This window comes from Paenibacillus sp. 23TSA30-6 (assembly GCF_014858585.1).
In the GTDB taxonomy this organism is placed as follows: domain Bacteria; phylum Bacillota; class Bacilli; order Paenibacillales; family Paenibacillaceae; genus Paenibacillus.
Map to the genome: position 1 here is coordinate 271,676 of NZ_SLTL01000001.1, position 17,925 is coordinate 289,600.

Sequence of the window (17,925 nt, forward strand, 5' to 3'; positions counted from 1 at the left end):
GCGGAAAAAATATTATTGCGGCGGTTTAAGATCCTCGATAGAATCAATCGGGACATAGGATGGAACGACAAGCCCGGACATAACGCCGGTCATGCTGGTTCCGATGTCATCCACCTTATCCTTGTATTGAGCCCAATAATCAGCATGCGTCAATGGAAGCCAAGCGGCAGCGGTAGCATCTACACTTCCGCCGGCCACGCCAGTCCACATCGGGCCGATTTCCACTTGCAGGGCTGTTACTTTATAGCCCAATTTTTGTTCTAATACATATTTCAATACGTTCGTACTGGCAATTTCAGAATCCCAAGCAGCGTAGCTCAGCTTCAAAGGATCACCGTTGACGGGCTGTAGGCCCTTGATCCATTCCTGTACCTTGTCAGGATGTTTATCAGCCCAGTTCTTGGCAGCCTGCTGTGGGGCAGTACCGTCCTGAATCGCGATCATCACTTCACCCATATCTTCAGCAGTCCACTTAAATCGGCTTAGAAATTCATAAGCCACAGGAGCATCCTGCTTCAAGCCTTTGCGAGCGATCGTATGAATTTCTTCCTTATCACCGTACGCTTTTTTAGGATCTTTCAAGTATTTCAAATCATATTTGTTAAACATCCAGTGAGGGGTCCAACCCGTTACGACGATAGGTTGCTTGGCTTTGATGGCTTTATCCAGTGTAGCGGTCATAGCAGCTCCAGAGCTTTCAAGCAACTTCCAGTCGGATAAGCCATAGTCATTAATAGCTTTAGCGGTCAGCTTCATTAGTCCGGCTCCAGGGTCGGTACCGACAATGCGATAGCCGACCTCTTTGCCAAAGTCCTCAGTTGTGGCGGAAGCCGGAGCCGCTTCGGCTCCGTTATCCTGCAAATCAGTAATCGATTTAACATCCATGTAAGCTGGAACGACCAATCCGGTTTTAACTCCGCTCATATTAGCCCCAAGATCGTCGAGCTTATCCTTGTATTTAGCCCAGTAATCCGCATGGGTTAACGGCAGCCATGCAGCAGGTGAAGCATCTACATCACCACTAGCGACACCTGTCCACATAGGACCTGCTTCCACTTGCAGTGCGGTTACTTTGTAACCTAGTTTGTTTTCCAAAATATATTTCAGCAAATTCGTGCTGGCAATTTCAGAATCCCAAGCCACATAACTCAGCTTGAAGGTGTCACCATTAACAGGTTGCAGTCCTTGGGTCCATTTCTGAACCTTGTCGGCATGTTTCTCCGCCCAATCCTTGGCAGCTTGCTCAGGGCTGGTTCCGCCTTGAATAGCAACCATCATTTCACCCATGTCTTCCGGTGTCCATTTGAACCGTTTTAGAAACTCGTAAGCAATAGGAGCATCCTGTTGCAGTCCTTTACGGGCAATCGTATGAATACCCTCGGCCTCACCATAAGATTTTTTAGGGTCTTCCAAATATTTGAGATCATACTTGTTGAACATCCAGTGAGGAGTCCAACCTGTAATAATGATCGGTTTTTTCGCTTTTATGGCTTTGTCCAGTGTTGCAGTCATCGCTGCACCGGAACCTTCTACCAGCTTCCAGTCGGACAAATTGTAATCTTTTAACGCCTTGGCAGTTGATTTCATAATACCTGCCCCGGCATCAATTCCGATAATTTTATAGCCGACTTCTTCGCCAACCGGGTTGGCAGCAGCGTTTCCTTTGCCAGATGCAGAATGATTCGATCCAACAAAATATTGCGATGCGCCAGCGATCAGAATGACAGCCGTAACCGCAGAGGTAATCCATACCTTTTGTTTGGTAGATACGCGGCTTTTGCCTCTTTTCGCTGGTTTGAACAGGTTCTGCGTGAAACGGTCAAGCACGATAGCCAGAACAACGACAGCCAATCCAGCCTCAAAACCTTTACCAATTTGGAGCTGTGTCACGGCACGGTATACTACGGCACCAATACCTTCCGCACCGATCATAGAAGCAATAACAACCATAGACAGTGACAGCATAATCGTCTGGTTAATACCAGCCATCAAGGTTGGCATAGCCAGCGGCAGTTGTACTTTGAACAGCTTTTGCGCCGAGGTTGAACCGAATGCGTCGGAGGCTTCGACCAATTCACCCGACACTTGCATAATCCCCAAATTCGTCATGCGAATGGTTGGGGGGATCGCGAAGATAACAGATGCGATTACGCCCGGTACAACACCAAGGCTGAAAAAGGTAACCGCAGGCAGCAAATATACGAACGCAGGCATCGTCTGCATGAAATCAAGCAAAGGCGTAATAATGCGTGACGCCGTTTTGCTATATGCACACCAGATCCCGATTGGAATCCCGATGACAATGGATACGAGTGCGGACGTGATGACCAGTCCGAGCGTATTCATCGTTTCGCTCCAATAGCCCAGGTTGTCAATCAGCAGGAAGCCGATGACGGTAAACAGCGTAAGCTGAACCCGACCGATCATAAACGCGATAATCCCGATGATCACGATGAACACCAGAGGGTGCGGAAGCATGAACAGGCCAGAGAAAAAGCCTACAACAGCTTCAATAACAGTAGAGATAACATTAAACAATCCAGCCAGATGAATACCCATCCAGTCTACAATGCTTTGAATCCACTCAGCGATTGGCAGTTTCGGAATCAAGGGCATTCACCTCCTTCGTGGTGGTTACATCTCCGCCAAGTGCGCCCAGCAAAGCTCCACGGACGATTACACCTAACAGCTTCTGTTTGTCATCGACCACAGCCAGAGGGACCTTGGACGAGCTTGTAATTTCGAACAAATCATTAATGAACGTTTCCGCAGCAACTTGCGGACCGTCCGTCATGAGAATATCTTCAATCTTCAAATTATTGCGCAGCGCATGGACAGCATCTTCTGCATTGATAACGCCCAACAGCTTCTTGGTACGATCAATGACGAACAGATTGGAAATCCCGCGTTCGCGCATCAATTCCAGAGCAACACGCGGACCGCGATCCATTGTGATCGTTTCTGGACGAAGCATAACATGAGCAGCCGTCAATACCTTGGACAGATCCACGTCCTCGACGAAGCGGGCTACATAAGAGTTAGCCGGTTGGATCATAATTTCTTCCGGTGTACCGATCTGCACGACCGATCCGTCCCGCATCAATGCAATCCGGTCACCGATCCGCAGCGCTTCATCCAGGTCATGGGTAATAAACACAATCGTTTTCTTCATTTTATCTTGAAGCTCCAGCAGCTCATCCTGCATGTCACGGCGAATGAGGGGGTCCAGTGCGCTGAATGCTTCATCCATCAAAAGCACTTCAGGGTCATTAGCCAGCGCTCGTGCCAGACCGACCCGCTGCTGCATACCGCCACTCAGTTCATCGGGCATTTTATCGCCCCAGTTTTTAAGACCGACCAGTTCCAGCGCTTGCTGTGCCTTTTCCTGGCGTTTCGTTTTTTCTACCTTTTGAATTTCAAGGCCGTATTCTACATTTTCCAATACAGTCCGATGTGGGAACAGGGCGAATTTTTGAAAAACCATACTGATGGTTTTACGGCGAACTTCGCGGAGTTGTTCTTTGTTCATCTTGCGGAGATCCTTGCCGTGGACCAGAATTTCACCGGAGGTAGGCTCAATCAAGCGATTTAGCATTCGCACCAAAGTGGACTTGCCACTGCCCGATAGCCCCATAATTACGAAAATTTCACCTTGCTTAATTTCCATGTTGGCCTTATTGACACCAACAGTAATCTGTTTTTCTTTGGCCAACTTTTCCTTGCCCCAGCCTTGCTCCAGGAGCGGAACACCTTGCTCTGCGTGAGGACCAAAGAGTTTGCTGACATTTTTGACTTCCAAAATCGTCATACATACACCTCTTCTTTCTATACTTTGCTTGGTATTAACCCCATCTTGCATTAAGGATTGAGTATAAAAATCATAATTCTGAACATCCTGAACGGTTAATGACAAAATTAATTGTAACAGAAGCATTGCTTACATTTCAAACAAAAAAACTGTTCGTAAAGTACGTACAGAAAAAACTGTACAAAGTTTCCTTCGATATGCTCCTTCGTTCTATAGAATGCTCAAACATTCGGAACTTTACAACCGATAGCTCTTTTTTTAAAATAGACAATGAAATATAATCATAAGCAAAAGATTTATGTATATCCATAATTTTAAAAGTTTACTATCATTAGCAATTTTGCGAATTGTGATTTTGAACGACCCATGCTGTTGTAATATAGACAGAAGCTTTGTTTTTGAAACATTTCATTTTTAATTGAAAGATTTCATGTGTTGCGTCAAAGCCAATCGCTTACGGGGAAAAGTCGTTCATACGATCTTAGGCAAAATGCTCTAAAATTAGGAGGTTGCAAGCATGAGCTTGTACCAGTTAGGTGATGAGCAGCAGGCTTCGCTGCAAAAAATTCGCAAACGTGTCATAGAAGCTATAGGTAAAAATATGGACTTGTATGGGATCACCCTGTCTGCGGGGCATTTGTACGGTTTGCTTTTTTTTGCGGATAAACCGATGACGCTGGACGAAATGGGCCGTGAAATGGAAATGAGCAAAACGAGCATGAGTACCGGTGTCCGAACACTGCTGGATTTGAAAATGGTCAACAAGGTGTGGAGCAAAGGCTCACGCAAGGATTTGTATGAAGTCGAATATGACTGGCATCAAACGTTCACAGACTTCTTTGCTATTAAATGGAGAAAAGCGGTTGAAACGAATTTGCTGGTGCTGCGCAAGGCCATTGAGGAGCTGGACAGATTGCTGGAGCGGGATGGGGAATATGAGGAATTTAAGGCTGTTCTCCAGCAGGATCGTTTGAAAATGAAGCAGGCTGTGGCTTATTACAAGTGGCTGGACCGACTGATTGATTCGATGGAAAGCGAAGAAATATACAAGCTGATCCCGAAGGAAGAGGTTCGTGATTAATCGCTTATCATCTTTTGTTTCCAAAAAAATGCCGGAGCGTAGAAAGCGTTCCCGGCATTTTTTTGTGTGTGGCTTTGTTAATTTTGAATTAGCTTTGTTCGATTTTTGGTTTGGGCCTGCGCAAAGGGTATAATAGAAATATGAAATGATTGATATAATGCTGTGTTGAATATTTAATACTGAACATACAGGTTAAAGGAGGCTTCATATATGGAAAGTATTACAATACATACCCGCCTGGGTCAGCTTCGTGGGGAAACGGTGAATGGATATCATGTATGGAAGGGCATTCCATATGCACAGCCTCCTGTGGGGGAACTGCGTTTTCACGCGCCTCAGCCTTTGAAGCCTTGGGAAGAGGTACGAGATGCAACGCGCTTTGGGCCGATCTGTCCGCAGCCTATGCCATCTGCTGAGAGTATGACCGGGAATCTGGTGGAACCGCCTGAGCAGTCGGAGGACTGCTTGTACCTGAACGTCTGGACGCCAGCTTCGGAGGCACCTGCAAAGGGACGACCCGTGATGGTGTGGATTCACGGCGGAACCTTTGTAACCGGGTCGGGAATTATTCCATTATATGATGGGGCACGGATGGCAGAAAATGGCGATGTTGTCGTCGTTACGCTCAATTATCGGCTCGGGCCGTTGGGCTTTTTGCACCTGACTCCACGGGGAGACGGACTGACCTCTAATGCGGGGCTGCTGGATCAGATTGCTGCCTTGGAATGGGTTAGGGACCACATCGCCGCATTTGGCGGTAACCCGGACGAGGTGACGGTGTTCGGTGAATCAGCGGGAGCTATGAGCATTGCCGCGTTATTGGCTATGCCAGCCGCAGAGGGCCTGTTCCAGCGTGCTATTTTACAAAGCGGAGCATCGCAGGTGCTGCCGACTTCACAGGCGGAGCAAGTCACGGCTGCGTATCTTCAGCAGTTGGGGGTGGACACCCTGCATCCGGAACGATTGTTTACGCTGCCGACGGAGGCACTCATGCTTGCCATGGCCAAGACGCATGAAATGATCGGCCCGGGACTGGCAATGCTCTATCAACCCGTTGTGGACGGTGTGACCTTGCCTGACGTACCTTTATCTGCGATTGCCAAAGGATCAGCCAAGCAGGTATCCGTTCTGATCGGAACGAATTTGCATGAGGGTGCTTACTTTATTCGTAAGGAATCCCATCTGATGAACAAGTCGACGGCGAGTCAGGCATTGGAAATAATGACGGGCATGTCAGATGTTGGCGATTTGACGGAACCATTCCCTGTTACGATTGAGGGGCAAGCGCAGATGCTGACGGATCTGTTCTTCTGGCGGCCTGCGCTGGCTCTGGCGGTTGCACAAGCGGTACATGCCCCGGTGTGGATGTACCGTTTTGACTGGACGCTGCCGGGGCATCCAGTATTCGGACAAGCGGTTCACGGCGCGGAAATTGCGTTTGTTTTCGATAATCTGGAGCTGCTAGGCAAGCTCGGATTGGACGTTCATCCGCCTATGAGGACGCTGGCTTACGATATGCAGCAGGCATGGGTTGCTTTTGCACGTGATGGGAAGCCTGTGCTGTCGGAAAGGGAGTGGCCGGTATACGACAGGGAAACACGGGCCACGACCATTTTTCATCAAGGCATCTCAGTTCAGCATGACCCGGAAGGGGAAAGACGCCGCCAGTTGACCGGACAGATGAGTATTTGATCCAAGTATTGAGATATCGTCTAATGCCCTAACATATTAAAAGCCTTCGCCCGTATTTTGTATACGGATGAAGGCTTTTTTAGGTTGAACAGGTGCAGATGTATTGCAGGCACTAAATCTTGAATCGCTTAACCAGCTCTTGCAAATCCTGCGCCATGTTGGACAGCTCCTGAGAGGAAGAAGCGATTTCTTCCATCGCCGCCATTTGCTCTTGAACGGCTGCGGAAGTCGTCTGTGAGCTATCCGCCGAATTGCGGGACAGGCTTGCCAGATGGGTAACAGTAGCCGAAACTTCCTCCGTACTGGCCGAAATTTGTTCAGCGGCTGCGGACACGCTTTGAATCTGTTCCACAATATGAGATGTGGAGCGCTCAATATTCGTGAAGGCACCTTCTGCATCTTGGCTAATACGCAGTCCCTCGCCCACCTGGTTACGAACATTACCGTTCATCGTAGCTGTGGAGCGCTGGATCAGATCCAGCATCTGTGTAATGATTTGGCTGATGGAATCCGCGCTTTCCTTGGATTGCTCCGATAGCTTGCGAACCTCGATGGCTACTACGGCGAATCCACGCCCGGCTTCGCCTGCTCTGGAGGCTTCGATTGACGCGTTCAGCGACAGCAGGTTGGTCTGCTTGGCAATGGCAGCAATCGCACTATTCATCTGCTTCGCATCGTCAGAGAGCTGTGACAGCTCGTCCATCAGGCTGGCTGTTTGGGTCACAGCTTCCAAAATACGGTCCATCTGTGTGCGTACGCTGCCGATCATTTGGCTGCCTTTGGCTACGTCATGCTCAGTCTGTCCTGCTGAATCTACGATGGAGCTTGCCGATTCCGCAATGGTGCTGACACCCTTCGCCATTTCCTCGACGGCATTGGCTGTTTGTTCGGATGCCTCTGCACTGGTGGTCGCATTTTCTGCGGATTCCATAACCGTTTCCGCTACATGCTGTACGGATTCCGTCGTTTGCTCTGTGCTTTCCTTGATCATCAGGGAGGAGGACGCGAGTCGGGACGACGTTTGGTTGACCTCGGAAACCATCGTATGCAGTGCATGTGTCATCTGGTCAAAATTTTGCGCCAGCTCGCTGAATTCATCCTTGCCGGACAGATTGACCCGTGCGGTAAGGTTGCCGTCACGAACCTCGCGCGTTCCATTTTGCAGCTTGCCCAGTGGAATCAGGAACGAGCGAATCATCAGGATAATAATGATAGCAGCAACCAGTGTGGATATGGCGATAACGATTAGGCTTTGTCTCAAAATGGGAGCTACCGAATCGCTATAATCCTCCTGATCTGCCAAGGCGATGACGTTCCATCCCGTAAGAGGATCAACGAGTGTAAATGATTGCATATCTCTGTTCATAAATCGAATTTCTTTCGTTGCGGATGATGATTGGATTTCCCCTTCATTTAACTTGGTAATAACGGGTAGTCCTTTAATGGAGTCTGCCGGTTTTTTTCCCGTATTCTTAAAGGCTACTCCAGCACCCGCCACAACTGTACTGTTCGCATCAACCACAAACAGTCCGCCACGATTGCCGATCGTAACCTCCTTCAAGCTTTCGCTTAGTCTATCCAGACTCAAGTTCATTGCTATAGCTCCTTGACCATCTGGTAAGCTTCTGGACAACGTGACCACTAAATTACCCGAGGAAGCACTGACTGACGGAGCACTAATGATTGTTTCCCCGTTTAACCCTATCGCATTTGAATACCATTTTTTTTCACGGGGATCATAATCCGTTGATTCTTTCTTTGGTGAACGAACATATTCTCCTTTTGTATTACCAAGAAGTACCCCATCCAGCTCGGGATGAGCTTTCAAGATCACATCAAATTTAGCCTGAATTTCTTCATTCTTGGAATTCAGGGTATTGGATTGAACCTCAGTAGCTAATACATTTAAATCTTTTATTAAAGGTGATACATATTGATTAATGTTGCTGCGAAATAAAAACAGGTTGAAATCAATTGAGCTGCCCATCTGCTGGCTAAGCTGGGTTTTGGCCCCCTGATACGAAAAGTATCCAATAAGAACACTTGGAATCAATAGAACCGCCAAAAAAGATACAATCAATTTTGTCCGCATTAAATAGAACTGTTTGAGAAACCTGCTCCACCATGGAACCGTTTGTTTTGCTTTAGTCATAGTTCTTGCTCCTCTGTGTCTAATGATCACTACATTGTTTTATTCGACAAAAGCCAAAGGATTTTATAGATGTAATCTTTGGGAAAAGAGGAATAGTTGCTAGTTTTACACGCTTTTATTTAAAAATAGTTCTAAAGTAGCATGTTAAATATTAATACTTATACATAAAAAGCCAAATCGGAGATGCAAAGCATCTTCTCGATTTGGCTTGGGAAGTAAGTAACGGACATTGAACCTGTTAGTTTTTTTGCTGACGAGAAATCATAAAGAGTGTAATCCAGATAAGCATAAAGCCAGTCAATTGCGCTACCGTAACGATCTGCTGGAAAGCGATCCAGTTAATTACAACACCGACCATCGGGAAGCTTAGTTCTGCCATCGTGGCATAAGACGCCTTGGTCGTACTCAAGCCCTTGTAATACAGTAACAGGCTGAGAAGACCAGGGAGCAGCGCCTGCAGCAACAGATTGATAATCACGGCTGCGCCCGCCCATGTGCCAGCAGGCATATTCCAGGGTGCATGCTCCACAGAGGTGAGAACGATCAGCAGAGGGAGAGCCACCATGAAGCGCAGGGAGGTCACCGTCTCATATTTCATCGAACGAAGCAAGTAGCTTCCCATTACTGTCGAACCGCCCCACAGGACCGCTGCTCCTAGTGCAAGCAGACTGCCGACGTGGATGAAATCATGAACATGTCCGAAGGGGAGCGACCAGCCGAAGGTAAGAAGATACGTCCCGAACAGAGCCACGACAATTAAGATTCCAAAATTACGCGGCAGCATTTCCTTCAATATAACGCGGGCCAGAATAATAGCGACCAACGGTTGAAGCTTCTGGAGCAGCAGCACTGCATTGAGATCACCGTTGCTAAGTGCCATTGTGAAAATCACGCTGGCCAGAGCCGAGCCGCCCCACGAGACGAACAAGATGGCCAAAATCTGACGAAGCCGTACCGCTTTAAGCTCCTCGCGATGCTTCCACAGCACTGGTGCCAGGGCGATAAAGAGCAGCACATGCTCCATCAGCACAATTTGTGTAGAGGTAAACGATTTGAGCAAAATAATACGAAACAGCGGGTCCGCGCCCCACAAGGCCGCTCCAATCGCGACTAGCCAAAAACCGCTTTTCATGTGGGAGCTACGATCAAAATCTTTGGATGTTAGTACAGTTGATGATTGACTCATACTCAATTAGCTCCTTGCGAATACAGGACCGGTGGCACAAAAACCCCCGTCCATGGCGATAGGCCATGCAAGACGGGGGTTGATCAAATAAACTTGCCGCTTTATGCAAGTTAAATGAAGTTGCTGCAAAACCAATAACACAGCATTCATTCACTTTGCGGCATGTTCATGCTTCGATCTTCTTCCATCCGGACTTTACCGTCGGCTTTGGCATCTCACCAAATCAGTCCGTATCTTGTTGCCAGATACAGAGTCGCGGGCTTAGCTCCATGAGCCATACCGCCGGTTGGGAATCACACCCTACCCCGAAGATCCTTATTCCGTTTTTTTATTTCTCCTATAGGATATACCTGTTTTAGAATGAAGTCCAGTGAAAAATATGTGTACATTGAACAAAGGTTTTCATTTATTTTTTGAAAGCGTTTTACAAAATTACATATTACGAAGTAATATCTTTGTACTCGATACGACGGATGGCCGCATAAGCTACGAGCATCCCCAGCGCGGCGAACCCGATCTGCACAAGCGCAATGGAGCTAAGTGTAGCGCCGTTATTATTCGAAAACAGCAGGGCTACGATCAGGATCGAGCTCACAATGGTGGTAGGTATCGAGTATTTTCGCATCCCCATGTACAGCGGAACCAGCCCCATAAAGCTTGCTGCAACCGCATTGATCAGTGTCCGCACTGATTGCTGTCCTAGTATAGTGAGGCTAAGCTTATCCGGTACAATAACGACGAACTGATTTAATAGATGAAGGGCTGCCGTAATGATGATTTCCGATAAAATAATGGAAAGGAACGTAAACAGCAACACGATCAAGAGTTTGGCGACCATCAGCTTTTTGCGGTCAATCGGGTACATGAACAAGATGTTAATCGACTTGGACTTAAATTCGCTCACAATAAAGCGGCACAGCAGGACGGAGGCAAAAATAATAAATGTGGCTCTGACCATATAGTCCAGGAGGTCCAAAAGCTCAGCGTACCGTGTAAATTCGGGCACTCCTTCACTTTGGCTGTCCAGCGCAATAATGATGAACAGGCCAAAAATACATGCGTTGGCAATCAGCGCCGAACGGATATATCCCGCCAAATGAAACTTTTTCAGCTCCAGTTGCATTAGTTTAAGCATGGAGTTCACCTCCATGTAACAGCCGCACGAAGTAGTCTTCCAGCGTACTGTTTTTTTGGTGGATGGAATCCACCTCTACCTCATTTAAAATGAGCGTTTTCGTAATTTGCTTCTGCGGTACACTTGTATCGTAAATGCGTATATTCTGATCATTCAGCACCCGGATATTCGTCAGATTCAGGTGATGGGAGAGGACGTAGGCCGCTTTTTTGCAGTCATTGGTCGTAAATTCGATGTATTCCGTATTGGTTTCCCGCACCTGTTCCATCGACACTTCCTCAATCAGTCGACCGTGATTAATCACACCCACCGTATCGGCAATTTGCTCGATTTCCACTAAAATGTGGCTGGACACAAGGATCGTCATACCATATTCCTTGCACAGCATGTGGAATAATTGGCGGATTTCCTTGATCCCCACCGGGTCCAATCCATTAATGGGTTCGTCCAAAATCAGCAACTCCGGCTTGGTCGCAATTGCTCGGGCGATCCCGAGACGCTGCTTCATCCCCAGTGAGAAATCCTTTACCGGCTTGTCATCTGCGTTTCGCAGGTTCACCAGCTCCAGTGCATCCCGAACAGCCTGCTTGTTATAATAGCCCATATATTCACAATGAAGTTCGAGATTTTGCCGGGCCGTCAGCCTGTCATAAAAAATCGGGTATTCAATAATCGAGCCCATCCGTCCGAGCAGTTGGTACGACTTTGGCGTTAATTTTTCACCGAACAATTCAATCTCACCCGAGGTCGGCTTGAGCAGGTTCGTAATCATTTTCATAATCGTTGTCTTGCCCGCCCCATTGGGACCGAGAAAGCCATAAGTTTCCCCCTGGCGCACATTCATGCTGACCCCCGTTACAATTTCGTTGCCCTTCAGGGCTTTGGTCAGTTGATGCGTCCGTAATATGTAAGTCATGGGTGTTCTCCCTTCGTATACTGTTGATAATTCAAGCATAAAGGGTGAAATGTTCATTTTTCTTTCCCGTTTCTTACAAAATTATTAAGTTCGATTAATAGTTGATTTTTTTCAATGTAAAAGAGAAGACCGTCCGCTCATAAGGTATGCTGCTCAAATGAATCTCTCCGTTCATCGTCTCAACCAGACGTTTGGCAATCGTAAGACCCAGCCCGCTGCCCTGTATCGCCTTATTGCGGGAATCCTCAAGCGTGTACATACGTTCAAAAACCTTGTCCTGCTCAGGCTCCTGTATGCCTTGCCCCCGATCCCATACCTCTATACGCACCGTGTCCTGCTGTTCCGTTAGAGTCAGTCCCAGTGTCCGACCATCGGCACCGTAGCGAATCGCATTCGAGATCAGATTGTTCAGCACCCGCCCAATCGCTCCTTCGTTCCCCAAGGCATGAATGGGGTGCTCCGGGATATCAATATGCACAGCAAACCCCTGAGCTGTCAGCAGATCATAAAACTGCAAAATGCTGCGTCTGCACAGCTCTCCCACCTCCAGCCGGGTCAACGGAATGTCCGTATCATTAGCCTCCAGCTTCGCCAAGCTAAAAAAGCTTCCGATCAGCTCAATCGCTTCGCTTGTCTTCTGATGAATCCTGGATAGCAGCTTTGCACGTTCTTCCAGCAAAATATGCGGGTCGGCATCCAGCATCTCGGCATATCCGAGCACCACCGTAAGCGGGGTCTTAAGGTCGTGGGAAATGTTTGAAATCATTTTGCGCATGGCGATTTGGCTTCGGTTGTAATCCACAGACACTCTCAAATTCAAGTCCAGCAAACGGTTAATTTCCGTCATGAGCCTTTGCAGCTCGGTATCACCTGTGACATATAGCAGCTTTTCCGCATGATTAACGGTTACAATTCGTTCCAGTGCGTTTCGGATATCCTTTATTTTGCGCTTTTGGGCCACCCGTTCCCGCCAGAGCCATACAATAACGATGGACAGGATGAGGACGACGATCCATTCAGAAAAGCTCTCGATGTTCATATCACCCGTTCTCCCATTTGTAGCCGATGCCCCATAAGGTCTTGATATGAACCGGGTGGGAGGGGTCTTCTTCGATTTTCTCACGTAAGCGGCGGATATGGACGTTAATCACATTTTCGTCACCCATATAATCCTCTTTCCAGATAAACCCGTATAGTTGCGCTTTGGTAAATACACGGTTTGGATGGGTGACAAATAGCTTCAGAATATCAGATTCCTTAGCTGTTAACTGAATTTGGATTCCGTTGCGGGTGACCATAAAATGATCAAAATCAATGCGCAGATTTCCGTAGGTCAGGACCTGTGCTTTCGGCTGTTCCTCCTGCTGTTGCTGGCGTGCATAGGTAGTGGCTCTGCGAATCGCAGACTGTATGCGCGCGGTCATTTCTACCATCGAAAAAGGCTTGGCGATATAATCATCTGCTCCGAAGCCTAGTCCAAGCGCTTTATCCACGTCGCTGTCCTTGGCTGACATAATCAGAATCGGCACAGCGCTGTGGGTACGGATTCGACGGATGACCTCCATACCATCGACCTTCGGCATCATCAGATCCACCAATACCAGATCGTAGGTATGACGTTCAAAGGCAAGCAGCCCTTCTTCCCCGTCATAGGCGGTGGTTAATGTGTAGCCTTCTTTGCTGAGTGCTTTGAGCAGCATCTCGGCAATGGCTGTATCATCTTCAATGAGAAGTATGTGTGGGTTCATAGGTGTGGAACACCCCTAATTTTTAGATTAAGCTCGTGTGACGAACTGTACCTGAATTATATAGAGCAGTGGAGTGGATTTCCATAAAAAATATCCAACGAATTGGAATAGGGGAATTTTCGAAGGAGGGTTAAAGGGCTGTTTTTTCCCAACCTCCAACACGATGAAAAGTTGAAAAACCTAAGAGAAGCAAGGCATACAGCCATTTTTGTATATGACAGGTGGTAAGAAGTTGACTGCGGTTGGGTAAAAAATTCGAAACCCTGGTGGCGTAATAAAAATAAGCACATTGTTAAAACTGAAAAGCTTGATTCTACTAGCCTTTAACCACAACATGGGATGTATTGGAACGTTTGGCTTGTCTGATTAAAAACGCTTGGTGTGAGTAATATCTATAAATGAGATTAAATAAGCATAAAATAGGCCATTTTATGCTTACGAATAATTATATTATAAATTGATACTTTTCGTAATGAATGTCTCCGACTACTACTCTTCTGGGCGAACTAATGATCTGATAAACTTTTTAGTTTTTTATAAATCCACAAAATAGCTATGCTGTGTCCAGCATCTTGTTTTGAGGCTAGCTATATTTCTTAAAAAATCAGCTGTATCATGGTAAGCGTCCTACTTTTGTAACATTCCATAAAAGATTGTTTTCTGCTGTGGAGTGCTGATAGCTAAAGAGAATCCGAATAGCTTTACTTCCTAGTGAAACGTTGGATCAAACCAATGCTTAATTGATGGTATTTTAGCTAAGTCAATTCTACGTAAACGGTTTCTTCCTATTTGCTTGGGATAGGGTTCGTTAACACAACTCTGTCTGGTCCTATGATTCTGCTAATTCGCAGCCAAATTCAATCAAGTTCTTGTTTTCAGAATCTTTCTGCTCCAGTCCAATAATGTTAGCTGTTCTTCATACAATAGCAGACGCCGCCATAACATATGTGTGCATGGTCAGTGCATAATACTATGTGGAAACTCGACCTGATATAGGGTTCATGGTTCCTAAGCCTGAATAGAAGCTAACGTTATGAGACAACTCCGTCTATGATTGGGTTCCACATTTCTTTGGAAGGGGGCTATGCTGGTTTTACAATGGCTGATTTGTTAGAGCTGATAGACAAACTCACAGATTTGCAATTTGGATATTTAATCCGTCATTATTATGAACTCAATAACGCTACTTCCAGTTCCACTAAGTAGCTTATAAAAAATTCATCAAAAAACAATCTATCTATGACATTTAAAACACTCAAATTAAAAAAATCCAAAAAATTCAATTAATTTGGAAACTTTTTCTGAATTCATTGCGTCTAACTTGAATGTGTAGTTAAAATTAACTTTATTAGGAAAGAGGGAGGACTTTTTTATGGAAATTATAAGAAAAAGATTTTTCTTAGGCATCGTATTAGGCTCTTTAATTTTTTCTATGGTACTATTGCCTGTACATTCTGCAGACGCTAGGTATAGCTATTTAGGTATAACTTGGCCAAGTTCGGTTGCAAAGAACATAACATACTACCGTGATTCAAGCTCAAGTGCAAATGAAATATGGAATAGCGCTATTTATAGTTGGAATAATGCTACATCTAGTATCCATTTTGTAAACAATGGATCTAGTAGCGGGAAAGTAAGATTATCAACTGTTCATATAACCAATACAGATGCAGACGGAAGAACTCAGGCATATGCGGACAGTAGCAACCATATCTATAGTTCCTATAGCTGGTTCAATACTGCCTTCACCCAAAATTATTCTTCTCAGAAGGCACAATCAGTGGCTGCCCATGAGCTAGGACATGTCTTAGGACTAGATGAAGACTTTGGTAAATGCTTGATGTATCCAACTACACCACAACGCTATGATAATTGGGGAATTTACACTCCACAGCCTAGCGAAGATGTGTTTGGTATTAATGATCTTTATTAATAAGGAGGTAAATTAAATGAAGAAATATATTGTTACAACAATAGCTGCCGTAGCCATTGTGGGTGTGGTTGGGTATTTAGTAAAAAGTGATGCTCTCCAACCAACAACAAATAATGCACCAATCGTTGCAGACTCAAAACAAGCGACACCGAATAAACCTGAGCCTGAAAAAAGCGGAAAAACCAAAGTCATTACAAGCCTAAGCCTAAGTAAATCTTATGATACACTTGATGCTTTGACTAATGCTGTAGATTTGGTTGCACAGGTAAAAATAACAGGTATTCAGGGAACTTTACCAGAGGAGGATTCTACACGGTATAATGCAGAATTGACTGATGTGATTAAAGGAACAGAATCAGAAAAAAATATTGTTATTACCCAATTAGGAATAAAAAAAGACGATATTGTTGAAAAAACAGACAACCCCTACCTTAAGCAAGGCGATGAACTCGTTTTATTTTTGAAAAAGGGCCAAGATCCTAAAATTAATCCAATTTACTTTGTGGCTGGTGAATATCAAGGTAAGTTTGACATTAAAAACGGAAACGTTTATGCGGTCAATCAGGCGTTAAAAGAACAAGCTAGTCTTAATAGTATTGACGCAGAAAACAATCAATATATTGATGGGCAAAAACTAAGTACTTTTAAAGAAAATATTAAAAGTATAGTTAGTAGACAAGAATAAAAAACTCTATTTAAACCGCAATCCATTTGTGAATAATCAGAAAAGGCCTTGGCCTAAATCGTAAAAAGCTGACTTCTTATCCCGAGAAGTCAGCTTTTTAATACAGATTTTCTTATGATTTTGGCTTAGAGCAGTTAATCTGCTGACATGTGACTTAACTCTACTATATTCTTTACTCAGTTAGAATTAACTATTCTTTTTTAGATAAAAGAGAATACCTTGTAGAGGCAAGGCTTTCTCCAAAATTACCATTAATATTTTCTCAAACATGTGCCGTTAAAAGTAATGAAATCAGTCTCAAATATAATCAATTACTCACACTTAGGTAATCGCTTTAACTTCAACATGAGATACCTAAAATATTCTCAACCTGAAGGCACTGAAGTAGATTTTTTATCCATCCCCAGCATAAGATGTAATCAAATTACTGGAAATTCGCCACCTTCCTATATTATACTGAAAGAGTTTACAAACCGATGTTTGGAATACAGTGTTATGATATCCGGGACATGCCTTATACGAAAGATTGGACATGATCGAAACATGAGCTACGGCACAGAACCGTCATAAAGGAGAGCAACGATGTTTGTCATACGGGGAACACAAAAACTGCTGAAGGAATGGGATATCGAACCACTACAAGTTGACATTTATCCGCCTTTGAATAGTTGGCATGCCAACTTGTTTTTGCTTAATCGGAGAAAAAATATTGTGTTTATGCATGATGCATCCCGCTTGAGTGTCACACTGTTCGGAATCAAAAAGGCGCAGTACAAAAATCTACCAACTCTTTTCGTCCAAGCCTTGAAGGAACTCATGCTCAGTGAGGGTTTTGATGAACAAATTGTAGAGGCGTACACACAGGAAGGCAAGCAGATGCTGGCTACTACGACGAACAGCCATAGTGTGATGGGAACCTTGGATGAGATTATTTTTGTCATGAAGGAACTGGATATGGAGCATGGATGCGAGTTGGAAAAAAACCAGTGGAATAACCGGATTGTATTAAAAATGGTTCAATACCAGTATCCGGTCGATGCTTTTAAAGAAGCTTTGGAAAAGCATTATAAACTAGAGAATGTTTAAGAGAATTTACTATTTTTTCGAAAATAAGTTCCACTTATTCCCTCTATACTATATAATCTAATATAGTTCTAAAAGACTATATAGAGAGAGGTAAGGGGTAATATGAAGATTAAACTAAGAAATAAAAGCGGGATGATTAAGGAACGCAAAGTGGGTTTTTCTTGGACCACGCTGTTTTTTGGTTTTTTTCCTGCGTTGTTTAGAGGGGATTGGAAGTGGGCTATTATTATTTTTCTGGTATCCCTCCTTACGAGCGGGTTATCCAGCTTTGTATTTTGCTTCATTTATAATCGCTTACATATTAATGATCTGCTGTCCCAAGGCTATGGTCCTGCGACCAAGAAAGCCCAAGCTGTCCTGATTTCCAAAGGATTTCTTGCTGAAAATTACGCTGCTAACGCTGCGAGTTAATTGGAGAGCTGGTCGTTAAACAGAAGTGCCAAAAGAGTATCCACCAAAGTCCATCTGGGCGGGGGATGCTCTTTTTTTACAACTCACAGGAA

Annotated in this window: 14 protein-coding genes and 1 riboswitch; of the genes, 6 read left to right on the top strand and 8 right to left on the bottom strand. The window is 45.1% G+C overall.

Features of this window, described 5'->3' with window-relative positions; all coding sequences use genetic code 11:
- Positions 1 to 12: 12 nt before the first annotated feature.
- Entirely contained in the window at positions 13 to 2,610 is a 2,598-nt protein-coding gene (locus E0698_RS01430; RefSeq protein ID WP_238353816.1) for a glycine betaine ABC transporter substrate-binding protein, read from the bottom strand.
- Positions 2,585 to 3,808, bottom strand: a complete 1,224-nt coding sequence (locus E0698_RS01435) for a quaternary amine ABC transporter ATP-binding protein (protein WP_192510374.1) — start codon at positions 3,806 to 3,808, stop codon at positions 2,585 to 2,587. The genes E0698_RS01430 and E0698_RS01435 overlap by 26 nt, the downstream gene beginning before the upstream one ends.
- Before the next feature lie 517 nt (positions 3,809 to 4,325).
- On the opposite strand from E0698_RS01435, the gene E0698_RS01440 reads away from it, so the two are divergent.
- Entirely contained in the window at positions 4,326 to 4,889 is a 564-nt protein-coding gene (locus tag E0698_RS01440; RefSeq protein WP_134910742.1) for a GbsR/MarR family transcriptional regulator, read from the top strand.
- Between the two features lie 210 nt (positions 4,890 to 5,099).
- Entirely contained in the window at positions 5,100 to 6,581 is a 1,482-nt protein-coding gene (locus E0698_RS01445) for a carboxylesterase/lipase family protein (protein WP_192510375.1), read from the top strand.
- 112 nt (positions 6,582 to 6,693) lie between these two features.
- Here the strand turns inward: E0698_RS01445 and E0698_RS01450 are convergent, their stop codons facing one another.
- The 6 genes from E0698_RS01450 to E0698_RS01475 form a co-directional block, all read right to left on the bottom strand.
- Complete coding sequence (locus tag E0698_RS01450) at positions 6,694 to 8,733, bottom strand: methyl-accepting chemotaxis protein (protein ID WP_192510376.1); 2,040 nt, start codon at positions 8,731 to 8,733, stop codon at positions 6,694 to 6,696.
- 238 nt (positions 8,734 to 8,971) lie between these two features.
- On the bottom strand, positions 8,972 to 9,919 hold the full coding sequence (locus E0698_RS01455) for a DMT family transporter (protein ID WP_192510377.1): 948 nt from the start codon (positions 9,917 to 9,919) through the stop codon (positions 8,972 to 8,974).
- A gap of 172 nt (positions 9,920 to 10,091) precedes the next feature.
- A riboswitch (FMN riboswitch) is annotated at positions 10,092 to 10,236 on the bottom strand.
- A 122-nt stretch (positions 10,237 to 10,358) separates the two neighbouring features.
- Positions 10,359 to 11,054 (bottom strand): ABC transporter permease, encoded by a 696-nt coding sequence (locus tag E0698_RS01460; RefSeq protein WP_192510378.1) that lies wholly within the window; start codon positions 11,052 to 11,054, stop codon positions 10,359 to 10,361.
- Positions 11,047 to 11,970, bottom strand: a complete 924-nt coding sequence (locus tag E0698_RS01465) for an ABC transporter ATP-binding protein (protein WP_192510379.1) — start codon at positions 11,968 to 11,970, stop codon at positions 11,047 to 11,049. The genes E0698_RS01460 and E0698_RS01465 overlap by 8 nt, the downstream gene beginning before the upstream one ends.
- Before the next feature lie 94 nt (positions 11,971 to 12,064).
- Complete coding sequence (locus tag E0698_RS01470; RefSeq protein ID WP_192510380.1) at positions 12,065 to 13,009, bottom strand: sensor histidine kinase; 945 nt, start codon at positions 13,007 to 13,009, stop codon at positions 12,065 to 12,067.
- A gap of 1 nt (position 13,010) precedes the next feature.
- A complete protein-coding gene (locus E0698_RS01475; protein ID WP_025681944.1) occupies positions 13,011 to 13,718 on the bottom strand; it encodes a response regulator transcription factor in 708 nt (235 codons plus the stop codon).
- A gap of 1,372 nt (positions 13,719 to 15,090) precedes the next feature.
- Between E0698_RS01475 and E0698_RS01480 the strand changes: the two genes are divergently transcribed.
- The 4 genes from E0698_RS01480 to E0698_RS01495 all read left to right on the top strand — a co-directional run bounded on the left by E0698_RS01480 (position 15,091) and on the right by E0698_RS01495 (position 17,833).
- Entirely contained in the window at positions 15,091 to 15,651 is a 561-nt protein-coding gene (locus E0698_RS01480; RefSeq protein ID WP_192510381.1) for a M57 family metalloprotease, read from the top strand.
- 16 nt (positions 15,652 to 15,667) lie between these two features.
- The gene (locus E0698_RS26535; RefSeq protein WP_238353817.1) at positions 15,668 to 16,336 is read left to right on the top strand and encodes a hypothetical protein; all 669 of its coding nucleotides are present in this window, start codon (positions 15,668 to 15,670) and stop codon (positions 16,334 to 16,336) included.
- A gap of 582 nt (positions 16,337 to 16,918) precedes the next feature.
- Entirely contained in the window at positions 16,919 to 17,422 is a 504-nt protein-coding gene (locus E0698_RS01490; protein ID WP_192510382.1) for a DUF6933 domain-containing protein, read from the top strand.
- A gap of 102 nt (positions 17,423 to 17,524) precedes the next feature.
- On the top strand, positions 17,525 to 17,833 hold the full coding sequence (locus tag E0698_RS01495) for a hypothetical protein (RefSeq protein WP_134910728.1): 309 nt from the start codon (positions 17,525 to 17,527) through the stop codon (positions 17,831 to 17,833).
- Positions 17,834 to 17,925 lie beyond the last annotated feature (92 nt).

Bases quoted from the DNA above. Each gene is read 5' to 3' on its own strand.
- E0698_RS26535 (WP_238353817.1), top strand. From the start codon at position 15,668: ATGAAGAAATATATTGTTACAACAATAGCTGCCGTAGCCATTGTGGGT.
- E0698_RS01440 (WP_134910742.1), top strand. From the start codon at position 4,326: ATGAGCTTGTACCAGTTAGGTGATGAGCAGCAGGCTTCGCTGCAAAAA.
- E0698_RS01445 (WP_192510375.1), top strand. From the start codon at position 5,100: ATGGAAAGTATTACAATACATACCCGCCTGGGTCAGCTTCGTGGGGAA.
- E0698_RS01490 (WP_192510382.1), top strand. From the start codon at position 16,919: ATGTTTGTCATACGGGGAACACAAAAACTGCTGAAGGAATGGGATATC.
- E0698_RS01465 (WP_192510379.1), bottom strand. From the start codon at position 11,970: ATGACTTACATATTACGGACGCATCAACTGACCAAAGCCCTGAAGGGC.
- E0698_RS01450 (WP_192510376.1), bottom strand. From the start codon at position 8,733: ATGACTAAAGCAAAACAAACGGTTCCATGGTGGAGCAGGTTTCTCAAA.
- E0698_RS01495 (WP_134910728.1), top strand. From the start codon at position 17,525: ATGAAGATTAAACTAAGAAATAAAAGCGGGATGATTAAGGAACGCAAA.
- E0698_RS01470 (WP_192510380.1), bottom strand. From the start codon at position 13,009: ATGAACATCGAGAGCTTTTCTGAATGGATCGTCGTCCTCATCCTGTCC.
- E0698_RS01480 (WP_192510381.1), top strand. From the start codon at position 15,091: ATGGAAATTATAAGAAAAAGATTTTTCTTAGGCATCGTATTAGGCTCT.
- E0698_RS01460 (WP_192510378.1), bottom strand. From the start codon at position 11,054: ATGCTTAAACTAATGCAACTGGAGCTGAAAAAGTTTCATTTGGCGGGA.
- E0698_RS01475 (WP_025681944.1), bottom strand. From the start codon at position 13,718: ATGAACCCACACATACTTCTCATTGAAGATGATACAGCCATTGCCGAG.
- E0698_RS01435 (WP_192510374.1), bottom strand. From the start codon at position 3,808: ATGACGATTTTGGAAGTCAAAAATGTCAGCAAACTCTTTGGTCCTCAC.
- E0698_RS01455 (WP_192510377.1), bottom strand. From the start codon at position 9,919: ATGAGTCAATCATCAACTGTACTAACATCCAAAGATTTTGATCGTAGC.